Here is a 15,602-nt window from a genome sequence, read left to right on the forward strand (position 1 = left end):
GACAAGCGCACGGCCGGCTCTCAGCCAGCGGCGTCGGCGCTGCGACAAGACGCGACCTGAACGAGGCGATGGTCGAAACGCCGGGTCGCCGGCTCCGAGGACCATCCCCTGTCGGTGATCGAAGTGTTTCTACGCTCGGTACATCACGCACCATGCTGGCATCGGCCGTTCCCGGCCGTCCACAGATTTTCCTCCGTCCCGACGACCTGGTCGTCTCCGGCGCACGGGAGGATGTCCGGCTTCAGTGTCTTCCACCAGCCCAGGCCTGTGGTGAGGTCGCCGTCGGCGATCACCGGGTACGGACCGTCGCCGGTCTCGATCGGTTCGTCGGCGGACAGCCTGACCCGGCGGATCCTCGTGGGCGGGGCAGCGGAGGGGCAGTCGAATCAGGAGCGGCGAGGCATAAGGTGGCTCGCATGTTCCGCGATGAGGATCTCGCCCTGCTCGCACGGCCGCTGTACGCCTTCCTCACCGTCGCACCACGCGGTGAACGCTGGCCCGCGCCGCGCCCGGTGTGGTTCGAGGTCGCTGACGACGGCGACCTGCAGATGTTCTCCGTCCCGGATGCGCCGAAGCTCGACCGCCTCCGGGAGCACCCCCGTGCCTCCGTCGTCGTCGCGGCTCCATCCGGTGAGCCCGAACACTGGGTGGCGGTGGAGGGCTCGGTCACTCTCCACGATCAGGGGGGCGCCGAGCTCGCCGCTCGTCTCGCCGAGAGATACTGGGACATGAGCGACCCGAACCACCAGAAGTTTCGCGATGCGTGGCTTGTCGGGGGCGTGGTGCGCATCGTCGTCCACCCAGAGGTGGTCAACCGCTTCGCCGCCTGAACAGCCAGACACCGTGAAGGCGTCCGCTCCGTGTCGACCGGACGACGCGCGGCCGCGCTGACTCGAGGTGTCGCGGACCCTGTAGAGGCATGCCGCCGGCACGTGCCTCATCCGGGCCGTGCTGGTGCGCGCCGTTGGTCGGGAGCACAATCCTTCTCGTGGCCATCCGCTCATCGGCAAATCTGCGGCGGTGCGGGCGGTCGTCCAAGTGGGGCTCGGTCTCTGCCCGGTCACGTGGGGGTCGTGGTGGGCGCCATCGTGGAGATGGCGGCGATGGCGTGTTTGAGGCTGGTGTGCACGTGCAGGAAGGACAGCAGGCCGGTGATCGTCAGCAGGCGCAGCGGGACGGGCTGGAGTTCGGCCAGGTGCAGGCTGCTGCCCTCCCGCTCGGCGGCGATGTGGACGGCCAGCAACGCCGCCAGGCCGCTGCTGTCCAGGAAGGTCATCCCGCTCAGGTCTGCGATCACGGGCTTGCCGCGGCGGCGGGCCTGGCCGAGGGCCGCCTCCAGTTGGGCCGAGTTGGTCGCGTCGACCTCACCGACGACGCACAGCAGGGTGGCGTCGAGCAGGTACGTGCTCGTGGTCATCAGACCGGAACGGCATGCGGGACGAGAGGCGGGCATGGCGTGCTCCAACATCGAACCAGCGTCCAGACAACGCGGGAGAACAGCTGACTCCCACCATAATGCCGAAGTATATTTCCGGAAAGACCATTCGGTGTTCGATGGCGGAAGACCCTCTCACGGGGAGCCGGACACACCCCAGATCAGAAAGCACGATGGTTGCCATGGGCAGGCCTGACGATCGCTCCTCCTGGACCTTCCTCACCCACCACGCGCGAGTGCTGCTGGAGATCGCACGTGATCCGGAGAGCCGGCTGCGTGACATCGCCCAGAGCATCGGGATCACCGAGCGCGCGGTCCAGGGAATTGTGGCCGACCTGCACGAGGCCGGATACCTCGCCATAGAACGGGTCGGCCGGCGCAACCGCTACCACCTCAACCTCGAGCGCGGTTTCCGCCACCCCAGCGAGGCCCACGCCCCGGTCCGGGCCCTGGTCGAGCTGTTCGCCGCCTTCGAGGTCTCCTCGCCGCCGACGGCGCCGGCCGACTCCGGTAGGGCCCCCGCACCGATCCCTTCATGAAGGCCCGGAACTCCTGAAGCTCCGGCGAGCCGCCACTCAGTTGATCAGTGGGTACGGCGGCGCGGTCGGTGTGCGGACAGATGTCGGCGGCCGCCGGGCGGCGGGCGGGGACGGGGCGGCGTTCGGACAGGAACAGCGGGCCATGGGTGCGGGTGCTGCCGTAGGGCAGCCGGAGCAGGCGGGGCAGCAGGTGGGCGGTCCCGCTCTCCCAGTACACCGGATAACGTGCGGGAGTCGCGCACCGCCGCGAAGCCGCCCCGCCAACCTTCGCGACGGTCGAACGGCCCCCAGCGGTGCTGGGGACCGTTCGACGCATTCGAAGAGCGGGAGGTCAGACGCCGAACGCCGCCGGGTAGCGGATGACGCCGCTCGGGACCGGCTGTTCAGGGTTGAAGGCGAGCGCCATCATGTACTTGTCCTCGACGTCGAAGGGCGGGCGGATTCCGTACCCGGAGGCCGGGGTGAAGCCGAAGCGGGGGTAGTACTCGGCGTGGCCGAGCACGAGCACCAGGTTCTCGCCCTGCTCACGGGCGGCTTGCAGAGCGGCGCGGATGGCGGCGGAACCGGAGCCCTGCCGCTGATGTTCGGGCTTGACGGCGCACGGGCCCAAGGCGAGGGCGGGTGAGTCGCCGACGTGGCAGCGGGTGAGCAGCGCGTATCCAGCGAGATCGCCGCCGGGGGTCTCGGCCAGCCAGGACAGGCTGGGCAGCCACGCCTGCGGGTCGGCCCGCAGCGCCTCGACAAGGTCGGCCTCGTGCGGGCTGGGGAAGGCGGCAAGGTTGATGTCGCGGATGGCGGCGACGTCGCCGGCGTTCTCGGGACGGGTGGTCCAGGAAGGGGCCATGGTCGGGTTCGTCTCCTTGTCCTTCTGCGGATGCAGGACATAGCCGGTGTACTGGTAGTCCGCGCCGTGCTCGCGGCGCATGGTGATCTCTTGCAGGGTGGCCGCGACCGCCTCGCGCATCCCGGGTACGGCCAGGTCTGCCGCGTGGGCACGCTGTGACAGCGGCGTGTAGTACTCCTCGAACCAGTCGCGGTCGGGGAGCGGATGCAGCGCGGCGACGGCATACCCTGCGGCGTGCGCCGCGGCGATGTTGTGCTCTCGTATGCGCAGCGGATACACCTGGTCCCAGAACGCGCGGGCTTCGGCGGATGGGGAGTCGGTGCTCCAGTCGGCCGCGGTGACCTCGGCGCCGGCCTGGGCCAGCACGAGCGAGGAGCGGCCTGGCCCGCAGCCGATGTCCAGCACGCGCGGGCGCGGTGCCGGCGGCCCGGCCAGGAACAGCAGGTGGCGGGTGGTCGCGTCGGAGCCGGGGCCTTGACGTGCCAGGTTGTCGTGCAGGGCGAAGAACGCCGCCACTGTGGGGTCGCTGACCGGGTCGTGCGGGCTTTCGGGCATGGTGGTGCGGGCTCCGGGTGGCCGATGAGCGGTCGAGGAGGTCGGTGGGACGCGGCCGGTCATGGCTGCTGGTCCCGGAACCTGTAGGTGGCGCGCAGGTGACTGGTGATGGCCTTCTGCCGGTTGACGCGCTCGTCGCGCAGCCGGGCATCGGTACGTGCGGCCGCCCAGGCGTTCTCCCGTTGCAGCTTGCGGTAGCTGTCCAGACGGCGCCCGGCCAGCTCGCCCGCGTCGATGGCGGCCTGAACCGCGCAACCCGGTTCGGTGTCGTGGGCGCAGTCGCCGAAGCGGCAGTCCCGAGCGAGGCGTTCGATCTCGGCGAAGACCTGCTCCAGGCCGTCGGCGGCGTCATGCAGGCTGATCCCGCGCAGGCCGGGCGTGTCGATGAGGACCCCGCCGCCGGGCAGGGGAATCAGTTCGCGGCGGACCGTGGTGTGGCGGCCCTTGCCGTCCTGCGCGCGTACCGTGCCGGTGGCCAGCCGCTCCTCGCCGAGCAGCGTGTTGCCGAGGCTGGACTTGCCCGCGCCCGAGGGGCCGAGCAGCACGGTGGTACCGCGCACCAGCGCGGCCAGCACGTCGATGTTGTGACCGGTGGCGACGCTGGTGACCAGGACGTCCACGCCGGGTGCCAGCGCTTCGGCCTCGGCGTGGACGGCCTCGGGATCGTGGGCCAGATCCGCCTTGGTCAAGACGATCACCGGCTGCGCCCCGCTCTCCCAGGCCAGGGCAAGCAGCCGCTCCAGTTTGGCCGCGTCCAGGGGCATCGCCAGGGACAGGGCGATGACGACCGTGTCGACGTTGGCGGCGAGCACCTGTCCGTGGGAGGACCTGGACGCCGACGAGCGCACGATCGCGCTGCGCCGCGGCAGCAGCGCCGCCAGGTGCGGCTCGGCGCCCAGGCGCAGCGCGGCCCAGTCGCCGGTGCAGGGCGTCACGAGCGGGTCGGGCGGGTGCGGCGCGGCGAACGTGGCCCGCATCGAGCCCGACGTGGTGATCGCCGTGCACAGGCCGCGATCGACCCGGGAGATCCGGGCCGGCACGAGGCCCGCTTCGTAGTGTTCGGTGAAGGTTTGGTCGAGTGCGCCGGTCCACCCGTACCGGGACAGGCCGGATGGATCGGTGTACGTGTGTGGCAACGTGAGAGACCCTTGCGGAGAAGGGGCCCCGACGAGACGCGGACATCACCCCGCCTGGCGAGCCGGATGGCTCAAGGCTGGGGGAAGAAGTGGGTCAGACCGGGGCCCGGGACGTGAGGTTGGTCCGGGCGCTGCCCATGGCAGCGGTCTTCACCGCGGTCATCAAACCTCACCTCCCTCCCACGCCGATCCAATACCGAACGAACGGCAGCATAGCACCCCGACCAGGGTCAGTTGTACCGCTGCCGTTCCCGCTCTTATCCGCCGACGCCTGCCACCACCAACTATGTGAAACCGGACGACCGGGTGTAGGCCGACCACGTGGCCCAGGCGTGCCGCCGCCTCCCGATGTCCGCTGGCCGCGATCGCCTTCCGGGCAGCGCCCGCCCCGAGCTCACGTCCGACCTCGACCTGGCCTCGGCAGGGGCCTGGTGGCCATGCTGCTGTCGGGACCTCCACAGGCCGAGACTCCGCTCATGCGGACACCTTCATCGATCGGCAGGGGACACCGTGCGTGCGCGGAGTCTGCGCAGCATGCGGGGGTCCTTGAAGCCCACTCGCGGGCGGCGACCTCGGCGGTGGCGCCCCGTGTGAGGAGGTGTTCGGCACGTTCCAGGCGCAGGGCGGTCTGGTACGCCAGAGGGGTGAGGCCGGTCGCCCGGGTGAACAGGCGGGTGACGGTTCGTTCGCTGCAGTCGGCGGCTTCGGCGAGCAGGCTGAGGGGGAGTCGTTCGGTGAAGCGGGTCTCGATGAGGTCCTGGATGCGGTGAACGGTCTCGTCCACGTGGGAGCGCCATCTCAGGAGGGGGCTGATCTGCTCCGCCGTACCGCCGCGGTGGGTGTGGACGAGCATGGCGCGGGCCACCTGGCCCGCGGTGTACGGTCCGTGGCGGGTCGTGATCAGGTGCAGTGCGACGTCGATTCCGCTGGCCACGCCCGCTGAGGTGACGATCCGGTCGTCCTCGACGTAGAGCGCGTCCTTGACGACGTGCGTGCGCGGGTAGAGGCGGGCGAGCTCGTCCTGGACGGTGTGGTGGGTCGTGCAGCGGCGGTCGTCGAGGAGTCCGGCGCGGCCCAGGGCGTCGGCGCCCGCGCAGACGCCGGCGACGGTGCCGCCCGCCGCGTGGTGGTCGCGCAGGCGACGCAGCGTTGGGGCGCCGGCCGGGCGGGTCGGGCCGCGCCAGCCGGGCACGATGATCAGGTCGTCGGGCGTCAGGGGTGGCCAGCTGGTCTCGGCTCGCAGAGGCAGGCCCTGGACGGTGGCGATCTCGGTGGATTCTCCGACGTACGTGAGGGTGTGGGGGTGGCCGAGGTCGTCGGCGGTGGAGAAGACCTGGGCGGGTCCGGCCACGTCGAGGAGGTGCGCCTGCGGGATGAGCAGGAAGACGACGCGGGACATAGCCGGTATCTCCTAGTTCGCGGTGAGTTCGTCCACGGTCTTGATGGTGGCGAACCGGCCCGACAGAGCGTATTCGGTGCGGGCGATGATCTCGTCGACGCCGAGGGTGCGCGGGTCGTGGACGAGTTCGGCGAAGGGGACGTCGTCAGGCGCGTCGCGGTGCGGGATGGGCGTGGTCGCGGTGGCGTCGATGGCGAAGTCGACCTCGAAGCCCAGGTCGGAGGCGAGGCGGGCGGTGGTCTCGCAGCACTGCTCGGTCCGGATGCCGCAGATGGTGAGCTTCTTGACGCCGCGCTGGGTGAGGTATCGGTGGAGGCCGGTGGTGGTGAAGGCGTTGTGCGCGTTCTTGGTGATGACCGGTTCGCCGGCAAGAGGTTCGACGCCGTCCATCAGGCTGACGAATCCGCGGGCCGGGTCGAAGACGGAGCCCGAACCGGGGCGCGAGCCGAGGACCCACACGACCGCGTCTCCGGCGCTCCTGGCGGCCTCGGCCAGGCGGTTGACCTGGTCGACGATGTCCGGCCGCGAGGTGTGCCGCCAGTCGGGGAGCTGGAGGAAGGAGTTCTGGACGTCGATGACGATGAGGGCGCTGGTCATGGCGTTCAGCCTGGCGAAACAGGGTGCGGAGCTGAAGGCCTGACCTGGTCGGCCTGCGGGCCGATCCGGTCAGGAGCCTCTGCTCGGACGCCCCGCGTCTCTACACGGCGTGCGCCGGCGTGGCCGGCGGCACCGGGTGCGCCACGCCCGGATCGGCGAGCCCCTCGCCGTGGCGCAGGCTCGCCACCGCGTCGGCAAGCCGGGCGGCGTAGCAGTCGCCGCCAGGTCCTCCCGCCGGGCTGTCACACGACGGCGACGGCGTCGATCTCGACCAGAAAGCCCGGGTTCAGGCCTGCTACGACGTGGACCGTGATCGCCGGCGGCGGGTCGGCCCGGTTCCACACCTCCTGGAAGGCCGCCACTCCCTCGTCGAAGGAGTTGCCCTCCACCACGGCGATGCGCCAGTGCACGATGTCGGCCAGGCGCGCCCCCTCGCTTTCCAGGATGGTCGTGAGGTTTCGGAACGCCTGCCTGGCCTGTTCCCCGACCGTGGGGCCGACGATCTTTCCGTCGGCGCCGACGCCGTTCTGCCCGCCGATGTAGATCGTCTTGGTCGGCTGCTCGACCACGACGGCCTGGCTGAAGGCGGGGCTGCGGTGCATTCCCTCCGGGTTGATGTGCCGTACTGCCATGCGGTGCCTCCCAAGATGGTGAAACCGGTTAAAGAGGTTTCGTACGACACCAGTTATATTGGTTTCATGCGCATGAGTGCAAACGGACGTATGCTGCACGACCCCAAAGGAGGGTCGTTCTGGTTCGACGCGGGCGCCCTCTGCCTGGACTTCGCCCACACCGGAGGCGAGGGCCCGTACGCGGTGTTCGAGACCCTCCACGACCCGGCCGACCTCGGCGTCTGGCTGGCCCAGCCGCCGCTGACCGCCGTCCTGACCGAGGCCGTCACCGCCCGCGAACTGACCGCCGCCAAGGCACTCCGCCAGGCCATCTGGGACGCGGCGCACGCCCGCGCGGCGGGCCGCTCCCTTCCCGCCGCGGCGATCGAGACCGTCAACCGGGCCGCGGCCGCGGCGCCGCTGGTCCCGGAACTCGCCGTGGACGGGGCGAGCGCGGCCTGGGCGTCACCCGTGCGGACCGCGCAGGCGCTGTCGACCCTGGCGCGGGAGACGATCGAGCTGTTGTCCGGGACGTTCGCCGAACGCATCCGCGAGTGCGCGAGTGACGACTGCCCGCTGGTGTTCGTCGACACCTCCAGGCCCGGCGCCCGCCGCTGGTGCTCCATGGAACGTTGCGGCAACCGCCACAAGCTCAGGGCACTACGCGCCCGACGGGCCACGGACCGCTGATCCCGGTCGTCCAGCGATCGACCCGGAACCGATCGGCGTCCGGGCGGGAACCGGCAGAGGAAGGCGCCGGGGCGAGAGCCGGCGGCCAGGCGTGCTCCTTGCGCAGCAGCGCGTCCGCGGACTGCGTCGCCCAGGGCAACCGGACGGCGAGGTCGTCGCCGAGCCGCCATGGCTGGTTGTCCCAGCCACGCGCGCCGAGCCGCAAAGGGCGATCGGCCAGGTCAGGGCGCCGGTCACGCGGCAGACCCCGCACCAACTCCGCGGTGATCTCGATCTCGGTGTGAGTCGTGCGGAGCGACACTAGCCGGATGGCGGCTTGTCTGTTTCTTCCCGGTTCAAAGGCCTTCAGGGCAGAAGTCCCATTGAACTCCCGCGTTTTCGGAACCCACCAACCGCACTCGCGCGTGTTCCCGATGAAGGTCTCTCAGCCCGGCCGCACTCACGGCGGACGTGCCGTTGCCCGCGCGGTGGGGGAGACCTTCACCGGCGACGACGTCGCTGACGCCGAGCCGCCCACCGCTCTTGAGGATCCGGCGGTCCCGGCCGGCGCGGGCCGGTCTGGACATGACGGTCAGGCGGGGCCGGGCGGCAGGTGAACGGTCATGATCAGGTCGCATGGGCCGGTGCCGGCGCCGCGGTAGGTGTGAGAAGAGTCGCCGTTGAAGGTGGCGGTCTGCCCGGCGGCGACGGTGTGCTCGACGCCGTCGACGACGAGGGTCATCTGGCCGGTGGTGACGCTGACGGTCTCCACGACCCCGGCCTGGTGGGGGTGGCTGGGGTACTCTTCGCCGGGATGCAGCCGCCACCGCCACACCTCCACCGGCGCCGCGCCGGCGGTGACCAGCATGAGGCGGGCTTGGCCGCCGTGTTCGCCGATCCACAGCGGCGCGATCTCCTCGGCGGTGGCGAGGCGGACGGTGCGGCCTTCAGGTGGTCCTTGCATGAGGGTGGGCACCGAGATGCCGAGGGTGTCGGCAAGCCGGACGAGGGTGGCGAGGTTGGGGTTGCCCTGTGCCTTCTCCAGTGCGGCGAGCGCGCCCTTGGAGACCTGGGCGCGGCGGCCGAGCTCCTCCAATGACAAGCCCGCGCGGATCCGAGCGGTCCGGACATTGTGGGCGACGGTCCGCAGGGCGGTGTCGGTCTCGGCCATCTCGCTGACGCTCCTTCAGTCGGTCGTTCCAATGTACTCTACGGTCGTTTGATTGGCGCTCATCGGTCGTTCTGTTGTACCTTGTAGTCGTTCCATTGAACCGGATCGGGGGTGTCATGATCGCTTTACTGCTGGCGCTGGGCAGTTCTCTGGCCTACGGATGCGCCGACTTCCTCGGCGGCCTGGGCGCCCGCAAAGCCCATGTGCTGCGGACGGTCATGGTCGCCGCCCCGGCCAGCCTGGTGGTGGAGCTGCTGCTGTGGCCGGTGCTGGGCGCCTCGTTCACCGCCGGCGCGCTGATCTGGGGTGCGGCCTCGGGAGTGGCGTCGGCGGCGGCGTTCACGCTGCTGTACCGCACCTTGGCGATTGGCCCGATGAACGTGCTGTCGCCGGTGACGGCGCTGGTGTCGGCTGCGCTGCCGGTGGCGGTCGGCCTGGTGCAGGGTGAGCGTCTGTCGGCTGTCGGGCTGGTGGGTCTGCCGCTGGCCTTGGTGGCGGTGGTGCTGGTCAGCGCCGGCCACGGTGCCGCATCGGCCCGCCCGTCCCGGACGGCGCTGCTGCTGGCGTTCGGCGCCGGCGCGGCGATCGCCCTGCAGCTGATCTTCCTGCACCAGGCGCCCGCGGGCAGCGGGGTCGCTCCACTGATCGTCGGCCGCGCGGTCTCCTCGGCGATCACGCTGACGGCGACTGCGGTGATGTCCGGCAGACTCGGCCCCGGCAAGCCCGCCTATGCCCTGTCGGCGACCGCCGGAGTGCTGGACTCGATGGCCAACCTGTTGTTCCTGTTCGCCGCGCGCAGCGGTGACCTGTCGATCGTCGCGGTGATCGTCGCCCTGTATCCGGCCGGGACGGTCCTGCTCGCTCGCGGGGTGCTGCACGAGCGAATCGGCCGCGGCCAGCTCGCCGGCCTGGGCGCCGCCGCCGTCGCGGTCAGCCTGCTGGCCCTCGCCTGACCGATCGCGCCGCCGTACGACTTCGATCACGTAAGGGAGCCGCTCATGTTCATCCAGCCCTGGGACGCGAGCCTGGACGAGGCCGAGTGGCAGGCGTGGATCGCCGACGGCCACGACTTCGGCCAGCTCGCGGTCAACGGCCTGCCTGGCCGGCCGCCCGTCGTCATCCCCACCCATTTCGTCTTCGACGGGAGTGATCTCCTGGTTCACCTCGCCCGCCCGAACCCGGTATGGAAGGCGATCGAGCACAATCCAGACGTGACCTTCACCGTCATCGGCGACTACGCCTTCGTCCCCGGCCCCTGGCGCGCCGCCCCCGGCACTCCGCCGCAGGACGGGGTCCCGACCAGCTATTACGCGGCCGTCCAGTTCATCTGCCGCGCTCACGTCATCGACGACCCCCAGGCCAAGGCCGACCTGCTGACCCGGCAGCTCGCCCACTTCCAGCCCGACGGCGATCACGCCGAGGTCGCCGTCGACCGCCCGCCGTACGGGCGCATGCTGTCCGGCATCCGCGGGCTGCGCCTGAAGGTGACCGCCGTCCAGGCCAAGTTCAAATACGACGACCACAAGAGCGTCGAACACCGCACCGCGGTCACCGGCCGCCTCACCCGACGTGGCGAGGGCCTGGACCTCCCGGCCGCGGCCCAGCAACTGCGCCGCCTGGGCCGTATCGGCACCTGGACGCCCTGACCCGGCCCGTGCCGACGATCTCTGCCAGAACCGGCGGGTGAAGGAGCTTCTTCGTCGTGACCGTCTTCCGTCTCAGCCCGGCCGCCGCGCAGCCGGTGACGCTGGAACAGAAAGTCACGGCAAGACCGGGATCGGGCGGGGCGTCTGGCGTGACCTTCCGTTCTGATGTGCCGCAACCCCGACCGGCCGCCTCTCGGCAGAGAGTCTCCGAATCCTGACGCCGTGATGTCTGCCATGGTCAGGTGGGGTTATCCCTACCCCGTGTTGACGTGCTGACATGATCCCTCAGGCAAAGGTGGACATCTAGCTTTATAACGTCTCAATCTTCCACTGAAGGGTTTCTCCCTCGTGTTTGGCAAGAAGTCGTTCCGCCGTGCCATGTCCCGCTCCGCCGTCGTCGCCCTGGCCGGCGCGGCCTGCCTCGCGGCGACGGCCGGCAGCGCCGGAGCGATCATCAACGGCACCAGGCCCACCGAGTCCTACGGCTTCATGGCCTCCATCCCCATCACGGTGCCTGCCATGGGCCTCAAGGACGGCAACTGTGGTGCGGCGCTGATCAACCCCCAGTGGGTGGTAACCGCCGCGCACTGCGTCGACATGGAGATCGGCTCGATCGTGAAGGGCACCGTCCGCATCGGCAGCGACCAGCGCAAGTCCGGCGGCGCCGTCCGCAAGATCGCCCAAGCGATCACCCACCCCGGCTACGCCCAGGGCACGGACAAGGCACCGTACAACACCGTCGACCTCGCGCTGATCCGCCTGGACAAGCCCGTCTCCATCAAGCCCATCCCGATCGCCCGGCAGGCCGGCAAGCCCGGCACCCCCACCCGCGTCATCGGCTTCGGCATCACCAAGTTCAGCAAGGACCCGAACGAGTGGAAGATGGCCAAGCAGCTGCGCCAGCTGGAGACCCGCCGCGGCGCGATCTCCGAATGCGGACCCGGCTACGCCTCCGACACCCGCCTGTGCACCGTCAGCCGCAAGCCCAAGGCCATGGCCTGCAACGGCGACTCCGGCGGCCCGCAGATCCAGCGCGGCCGGGGCGGTCGCTGGGAGCTCATCGGCGTCACCTCCGGCCCCGGCGCCCCGAGCCCCTCCTGCGCCGAAGGCCCCGGCCTGTACACCAACGTGACCGCCTACACCGACTGGATCAATCAGACCATCCGCGCAAACAGCTGACCTGCTGTCCATCCTGCCCGGCCGCCGCGCAGCCGGTGACGCCGGAACGGAAAGTCACGACAAGACCGAGACTGGCCGGGCGCCTGGCGTGACTTTCCGTTGCGTGGCGTGGAGTTCGGCGGCGGCGCTGTGGATGGAATCCAGCGAGGTCAGATCCAGGTGCTGGACGGTGAGGGTGGCGTGCGGCGCGTGGCGGGCGATTCGGGCGGCACGATCAGGCGTTGGCCTTCGCGGCGGCGCCGGTCGGGCTCGAGGCGTCGCGGAAGGGGGTGTCGCCCTCAGGCAGGCCGTTGCTGCCGGTCGTGTCGGTTCTCCTTGCCGGTTCGGCGTGGAATTACCTGCCTTCTGCGGCCCTCGACAGCGGTGTCCATTCGGCCCAGGTCTGCAGGCGCTGCTGGTAGATCGGCGGGACGATCTGGGTGGGGAGTTCGCCGCGGCCGCGGGCATGTCCAAGCGCACGTTCTTCCGCTACGTCTCGTCCAAGGAAGACCTGGTGGTCGGCAAATACGAGATCATCGGCACCCGGCTCGCCGAATCCTTCGCCGCCCGCCCCCGCGAGGAGGCGGTCTGGGTGTCTCTGCGGCGCGCCTTCGATCAGGTGGCCGGCTATTTCGACGACGAGACCCATGGATCGCGCGCCCTGATGATGGAGCGGATCATCCGTGACCATCCGACGCTCACCGCCGGCCACCTCGAACGCGTCTCCCGCATGCAGGAACTGCTCCTGCCCACCGTCCGTGAACGCACCGGACGCACCGATCCCGCCGACCCCCGCCCCGCCGCGATCATCGGCGCCGCGTTCTCCTGCCTGCTGGCCGCACAGGCCACCTGGCTCTCCTCCGAAGGCGCCCTGTCCTTCGCCGACCTGCTCGACGACGCCATGGACGCTGTCCGGTCGAGGTGACCGAGCATGATACTCCCCGCGCGCCTCGGACGCCTACGTCCTGGACCGGGTGGCAGCGCCGGCCCTCGGAGACGACCGGCGCGCTTGCCCGCCACCGCGCGGTGGGCAGGTCCTGGCGACGTCGGGACGCCCGTGGTCGCTGTGCGAAAAGGCCGGCCCACCCGCCGCCGTCCACGGCATTCACAGATAAAAGAGTGTGTGAAAAGTCGTCTGCGCGGGCAACTGATCGATGACGCCGTCGCAGGTCCCTTGGCGGGTCCGAGCACGATCGTGAAGTTGCAGGCGAAGCCGACAGCAAGAAAGAGGTGCGATGAGCACACCGACGCTCTCCCACGTCATCAGGCGGCACATGACGGTGCCGGTTGACCAGCGGGACCCCGCCTGGTTGTGCGATGCCCTGCAGAGCGCCGTCGCCCTGGAACTGGCGACGATCCCGCCGTACCTGTACGGGCTGTTCTCCATCAAGGACCCCTCCTGCGATGTCGCCGTGCACATCAGGAAGATCGTGCTGCAGGAGATGCTGCACATGGGGCTGGCCTGCAACCTGCTCACCGCGGCCGGGGGCACGCCCGCGGTGAAAGCGGCGGCCCGGAGCTATCCGACCCCGTTGCCGGGAAACATCCGGCACGAGGAGCTGACGGTCTACCTGGAAGGGCTGGCGGCCGCGCCCTGCGACGACAACGACGTCGTGAAGAAGGTCTTCATGGAGATCGAGATGCCGGAGACGCCGGTCGCGCACGCACAGAGGGGAGACGACGCCTACCCGACGATCGGCCTGTTCTACAAGGCCGTCAGGGATGCCTTCGACGCCTGTTCGGCTCACCTTCCCTACGCGCAGCAGCGGCAGCTCGAAGCCCGCATCGGCGACGACAAGATATTCAAAATCACCAATCTGGCGGACGCCGACAGGGCCATCGACCTCATCGTCGACCAGGGTGAGGGGAAACCGGGGTCGCCCGAGACGCTCGGACATCGGGGCCCGCGCGACACCGATCCCGCCGACCTGGCCCACTACTACAGATTCAAGGAGATCTGGCGCGGGCGCGCCTTGCGCTACCACGCCGACTCTCAGCAGTGGGAGTACGACGGCGATCCGGTGCCTCGGCCGCCGGTCCACCCGCTGGCGCGGGTGCCGGCCGATGGCTGGCAGGACGCACCCGCCGACGTGCGGGCCAAGCTTGACGCGTGCAACCTGTCGTACCAGCTTCTCCTCATCAGGCTCGAGCAGGCCTGGCAGTCCAAGCCCGGCGCCCTCGGCCAGGCGATCGGCGCGATGTTCGAGTTCGCCGCCCAAGCACGCGACCTGATCAGCCACCAGGACGGCAGGACGAAGATCTACGGGCCCGAGTTCAGACCGCCCCTGTGAAGGCAGGCGGCATGAGCCCGGTCAGCCGACCGTCAGGCCTTTGAACGCCACTCCTGCCGCACGGCTCGCACGGGGCCGACCGCGCCTTCTGCGCCCGGCCCCGTCAAGCCCCTGGCTGTCGCGCGGCTCTGCTCGCTGACGCGCACCGTGACGGCGCCGGACAGAGTGCGGAGGTCGACCGTCCCCCGGAGGCCCCTGGTCTCCATGGCTTCGCCGGTCGCCTCCGCCTCGACCTCGTCGGCATCACCCTCAGGCGGGACGGGGTGAGCGCCGTGGCCGCCAGCCGTGTCCAGCAGTAGGCTATGACTGAATGACCAAAGGAGTCATAGCAATGGCAACCGCGTTCACGGCCGAGGAGAAGTCACGCATCGCGCGCGTGCTGCTCGACGCCGGTGAGGAACTGTTCGTCACACAAGGTCTGAAGAAGACCTCGCTGGAGGATCTCGTCGCTCCGGCGGGCATCGCCAAGGGCAGCTTCTACGCCTTCTTCGACTCCAAGGAGTCGCTCTACCTGGAGGTCATGCTGCGCCGCACTCCGCAGGTGGCGGCCCGCGTCACAGCGGCCTTGGACGGCCCGCCCGGAGAGGAGGGGTTGGTCGCCGTCATGCACGCCATCACCGGCGTGCTCACCGGCGACCCTCTCTACCGGCGGCTGCTCACCCGGCCGGACGAGCTGGAGGCGGTGACCAGGCGCGTCGGTCCCGAGCAGATCGCCCGCGTCACCCCGCAGATCGTCACGCCGCTGCTCGACTACCTGGCCGCAGGCCAGCGGGCCGGTGTCGTCGCCGCGGACATCCCGCCGGAGACCCTCGTCGGGGTGATCCGCGGGGTCGGCCTCGTCGTCGTCAACCGCGACCGCTTCGGCCCCGCCTATGAGCAGGTGCTTGAGGCCACCATCAGGACTTTGGCAAGGGGGATGCTCGCATGAGCGCGCTGGACAGGTACGCGAGGATGGCCGGGATGAGCGAGGAGGCGTGGAAGCGCCACGCCAATCCGTGGAGCGTCTGGACCCGGTTCGCCGCCATCCCGCTCGCCATCCTGGCGATCTGGAGCCGTACGTGGATCGGCTGGTGGGCGCTGGCGCCGCTGGCCCTGGTCGTCCTGTGGCTGTGGGCCAACCCGCACGCCTTCCCGCCGATCGACGAACCGGCCGCCTGGTCCTCCCGGGGCATCTACGGCGAGCGCCTGTGGCTGAAGGATCGCTCGCGCATGCCCGCAGGATTCGTGGTTGTCCAGCGGATCTGGATCCTCGGCGCGTCCGCCGGTGTCGCCCTGCTGGCATGGGGGCTGATCGCTCTGGCGGTCTGGCCGACCGTGTTCGGCGCGGTCCTCATCGTGTACGGCCAGCTCTGGCGGATCGACCGGCTGGGCGTCTTCTACGATCAGGCCGCCTCTGGACGCTGAACAGAAATACGGCCGCAGACGCCGGCGACGCCGAAGACCAGCGGCGGCACGCCGATCATGCCGTCGGCCACGCCGTCGTGCTGAAGGGTGGGCCGGACGAACGTGCTCGGCCTTCTCCGATGCCGATGTGCCGAAACCCGGCCACAG

At 70.1% G+C, this 15,602-nt stretch carries 18 protein-coding genes; 10 read left to right on the forward strand and 8 right to left on the reverse strand.

Features of this window, described 5'->3' with window-relative positions:
• Positions 1-416 precede the first annotated feature (416 nt).
• Positions 417-830: a pyridoxamine 5'-phosphate oxidase family protein gene (locus PKF00_RS12775; protein ID WP_271217665.1), complete on the forward strand. Its 414-nt coding sequence runs from the start codon at positions 417-419 to the stop codon at positions 828-830.
• 230 nt (positions 831-1,060) lie between these two features.
• Here PKF00_RS12775 and PKF00_RS12780 read toward each other — a convergent pair whose 3' ends face one another.
• The gene (locus PKF00_RS12780; protein WP_271217666.1) at positions 1,061-1,417 is read right to left on the reverse strand and encodes an STAS domain-containing protein; all 357 of its coding nucleotides are present in this window, start codon (positions 1,415-1,417) and stop codon (positions 1,061-1,063) included.
• Between the two features lie 200 nt (positions 1,418-1,617).
• Here PKF00_RS12780 and PKF00_RS12785 point away from each other — a divergent pair, with 200 nt between their 5' ends.
• The gene (locus tag PKF00_RS12785) at positions 1,618-1,974 is read left to right on the forward strand and encodes a helix-turn-helix transcriptional regulator (protein WP_271217667.1); all 357 of its coding nucleotides are present in this window, start codon (positions 1,618-1,620) and stop codon (positions 1,972-1,974) included.
• Positions 1,975-2,305: 331 nt separating this feature from the next.
• Here PKF00_RS12785 and PKF00_RS45175 read toward each other — a convergent pair whose 3' ends face one another.
• The 5 genes from PKF00_RS45175 to PKF00_RS12810 form a co-directional block, all read right to left on the reverse strand.
• A complete protein-coding gene (locus PKF00_RS45175; protein WP_271217827.1) occupies positions 2,306-2,818 on the reverse strand; it encodes a GNAT family N-acetyltransferase in 513 nt (170 codons plus the stop codon).
• A gap of 614 nt (positions 2,819-3,432) precedes the next feature.
• The gene (gene rsgA, locus PKF00_RS12795) at positions 3,433-4,509 is read right to left on the reverse strand and encodes a ribosome small subunit-dependent GTPase A (protein ID WP_271217668.1); all 1,077 of its coding nucleotides are present in this window, start codon (positions 4,507-4,509) and stop codon (positions 3,433-3,435) included.
• Positions 4,510-4,903: 394 nt separating this feature from the next.
• Positions 4,904-5,908 carry a GlxA family transcriptional regulator gene (locus PKF00_RS12800; protein WP_309298395.1) on the reverse strand — a complete coding sequence of 335 codons (1,005 nt, stop codon included), beginning with the start codon at positions 5,906-5,908 and terminating at the stop codon, positions 4,904-4,906.
• A 12-nt stretch (positions 5,909-5,920) separates the two neighbouring features.
• A complete protein-coding gene (locus tag PKF00_RS12805) occupies positions 5,921-6,505 on the reverse strand; it encodes a cysteine hydrolase family protein (protein WP_271217669.1) in 585 nt (194 codons plus the stop codon).
• Positions 6,506-6,747: 242 nt separating this feature from the next.
• A complete protein-coding gene (locus PKF00_RS12810) occupies positions 6,748-7,137 on the reverse strand; it encodes a RidA family protein (protein WP_271217670.1) in 390 nt (129 codons plus the stop codon).
• A 66-nt stretch (positions 7,138-7,203) separates the two neighbouring features.
• Between PKF00_RS12810 and PKF00_RS12815 the strand changes: the two genes are divergently transcribed.
• Entirely contained in the window at positions 7,204-7,806 is a 603-nt protein-coding gene (locus PKF00_RS12815; RefSeq protein ID WP_271217671.1) for a CGNR zinc finger domain-containing protein, read from the forward strand.
• On the opposite strand, the gene PKF00_RS12820 is transcribed toward PKF00_RS12815, so the two are convergent.
• Positions 7,769-8,107: a hypothetical protein gene (locus tag PKF00_RS12820; RefSeq protein WP_271217672.1), complete on the reverse strand. Its 339-nt coding sequence runs from the start codon at positions 8,105-8,107 to the stop codon at positions 7,769-7,771. The two genes, PKF00_RS12815 and PKF00_RS12820, sit on opposite strands and share 38 nt — an antisense overlap.
• 270 nt (positions 8,108-8,377) lie before the next feature.
• Positions 8,378-8,956 carry a helix-turn-helix domain-containing protein gene (locus tag PKF00_RS12825; RefSeq protein ID WP_271217673.1) on the reverse strand — a complete coding sequence of 193 codons (579 nt, stop codon included), beginning with the start codon at positions 8,954-8,956 and terminating at the stop codon, positions 8,378-8,380.
• Positions 8,957-9,072: 116 nt separating this feature from the next.
• Here PKF00_RS12825 and PKF00_RS12830 point away from each other — a divergent pair, with 116 nt between their 5' ends.
• The 7 genes from PKF00_RS12830 to PKF00_RS12860 all read left to right on the forward strand — a co-directional run bounded on the left by PKF00_RS12830 (position 9,073) and on the right by PKF00_RS12860 (position 15,455).
• Complete coding sequence (locus PKF00_RS12830; RefSeq protein ID WP_271217674.1) at positions 9,073-9,909, forward strand: EamA family transporter; 837 nt, start codon at positions 9,073-9,075, stop codon at positions 9,907-9,909.
• 45 nt (positions 9,910-9,954) lie between these two features.
• Positions 9,955-10,602, forward strand: coding sequence for an FMN-binding negative transcriptional regulator (locus PKF00_RS12835; RefSeq protein ID WP_271217675.1), 648 nt, complete (start codon positions 9,955-9,957; stop codon positions 10,600-10,602).
• Between the two features lie 348 nt (positions 10,603-10,950).
• On the forward strand, positions 10,951-11,781 hold the full coding sequence (locus PKF00_RS12840; RefSeq protein WP_271217676.1) for a S1 family peptidase: 831 nt from the start codon (positions 10,951-10,953) through the stop codon (positions 11,779-11,781).
• Positions 11,782-12,226: 445 nt separating this feature from the next.
• Positions 12,227-12,685, forward strand: coding sequence for an acyl-CoA-like ligand-binding transcription factor (locus PKF00_RS12845; protein WP_271217677.1), 459 nt, complete (start codon positions 12,227-12,229; stop codon positions 12,683-12,685).
• A gap of 310 nt (positions 12,686-12,995) precedes the next feature.
• Positions 12,996-14,051, forward strand: coding sequence for a ferritin-like domain-containing protein (locus PKF00_RS12850; RefSeq protein WP_271217678.1), 1,056 nt, complete (start codon positions 12,996-12,998; stop codon positions 14,049-14,051).
• Between the two features lie 331 nt (positions 14,052-14,382).
• Positions 14,383-14,979, forward strand: a complete 597-nt coding sequence (locus PKF00_RS12855; RefSeq protein ID WP_271217679.1) for a TetR/AcrR family transcriptional regulator — start codon at positions 14,383-14,385, stop codon at positions 14,977-14,979.
• Complete coding sequence (locus PKF00_RS12860; protein ID WP_271217680.1) at positions 14,976-15,455, forward strand: DUF6653 family protein; 480 nt, start codon at positions 14,976-14,978, stop codon at positions 15,453-15,455. The genes PKF00_RS12855 and PKF00_RS12860 overlap by 4 nt, the downstream gene beginning before the upstream one ends.
• Positions 15,456-15,602 lie beyond the last annotated feature (147 nt).

Source organism: Streptosporangium carneum (assembly GCF_027922005.1).
GTDB classification, from domain to species: Bacteria; Actinomycetota; Actinomycetes; order Streptosporangiales; family Streptosporangiaceae; genus Streptosporangium; species Streptosporangium carneum.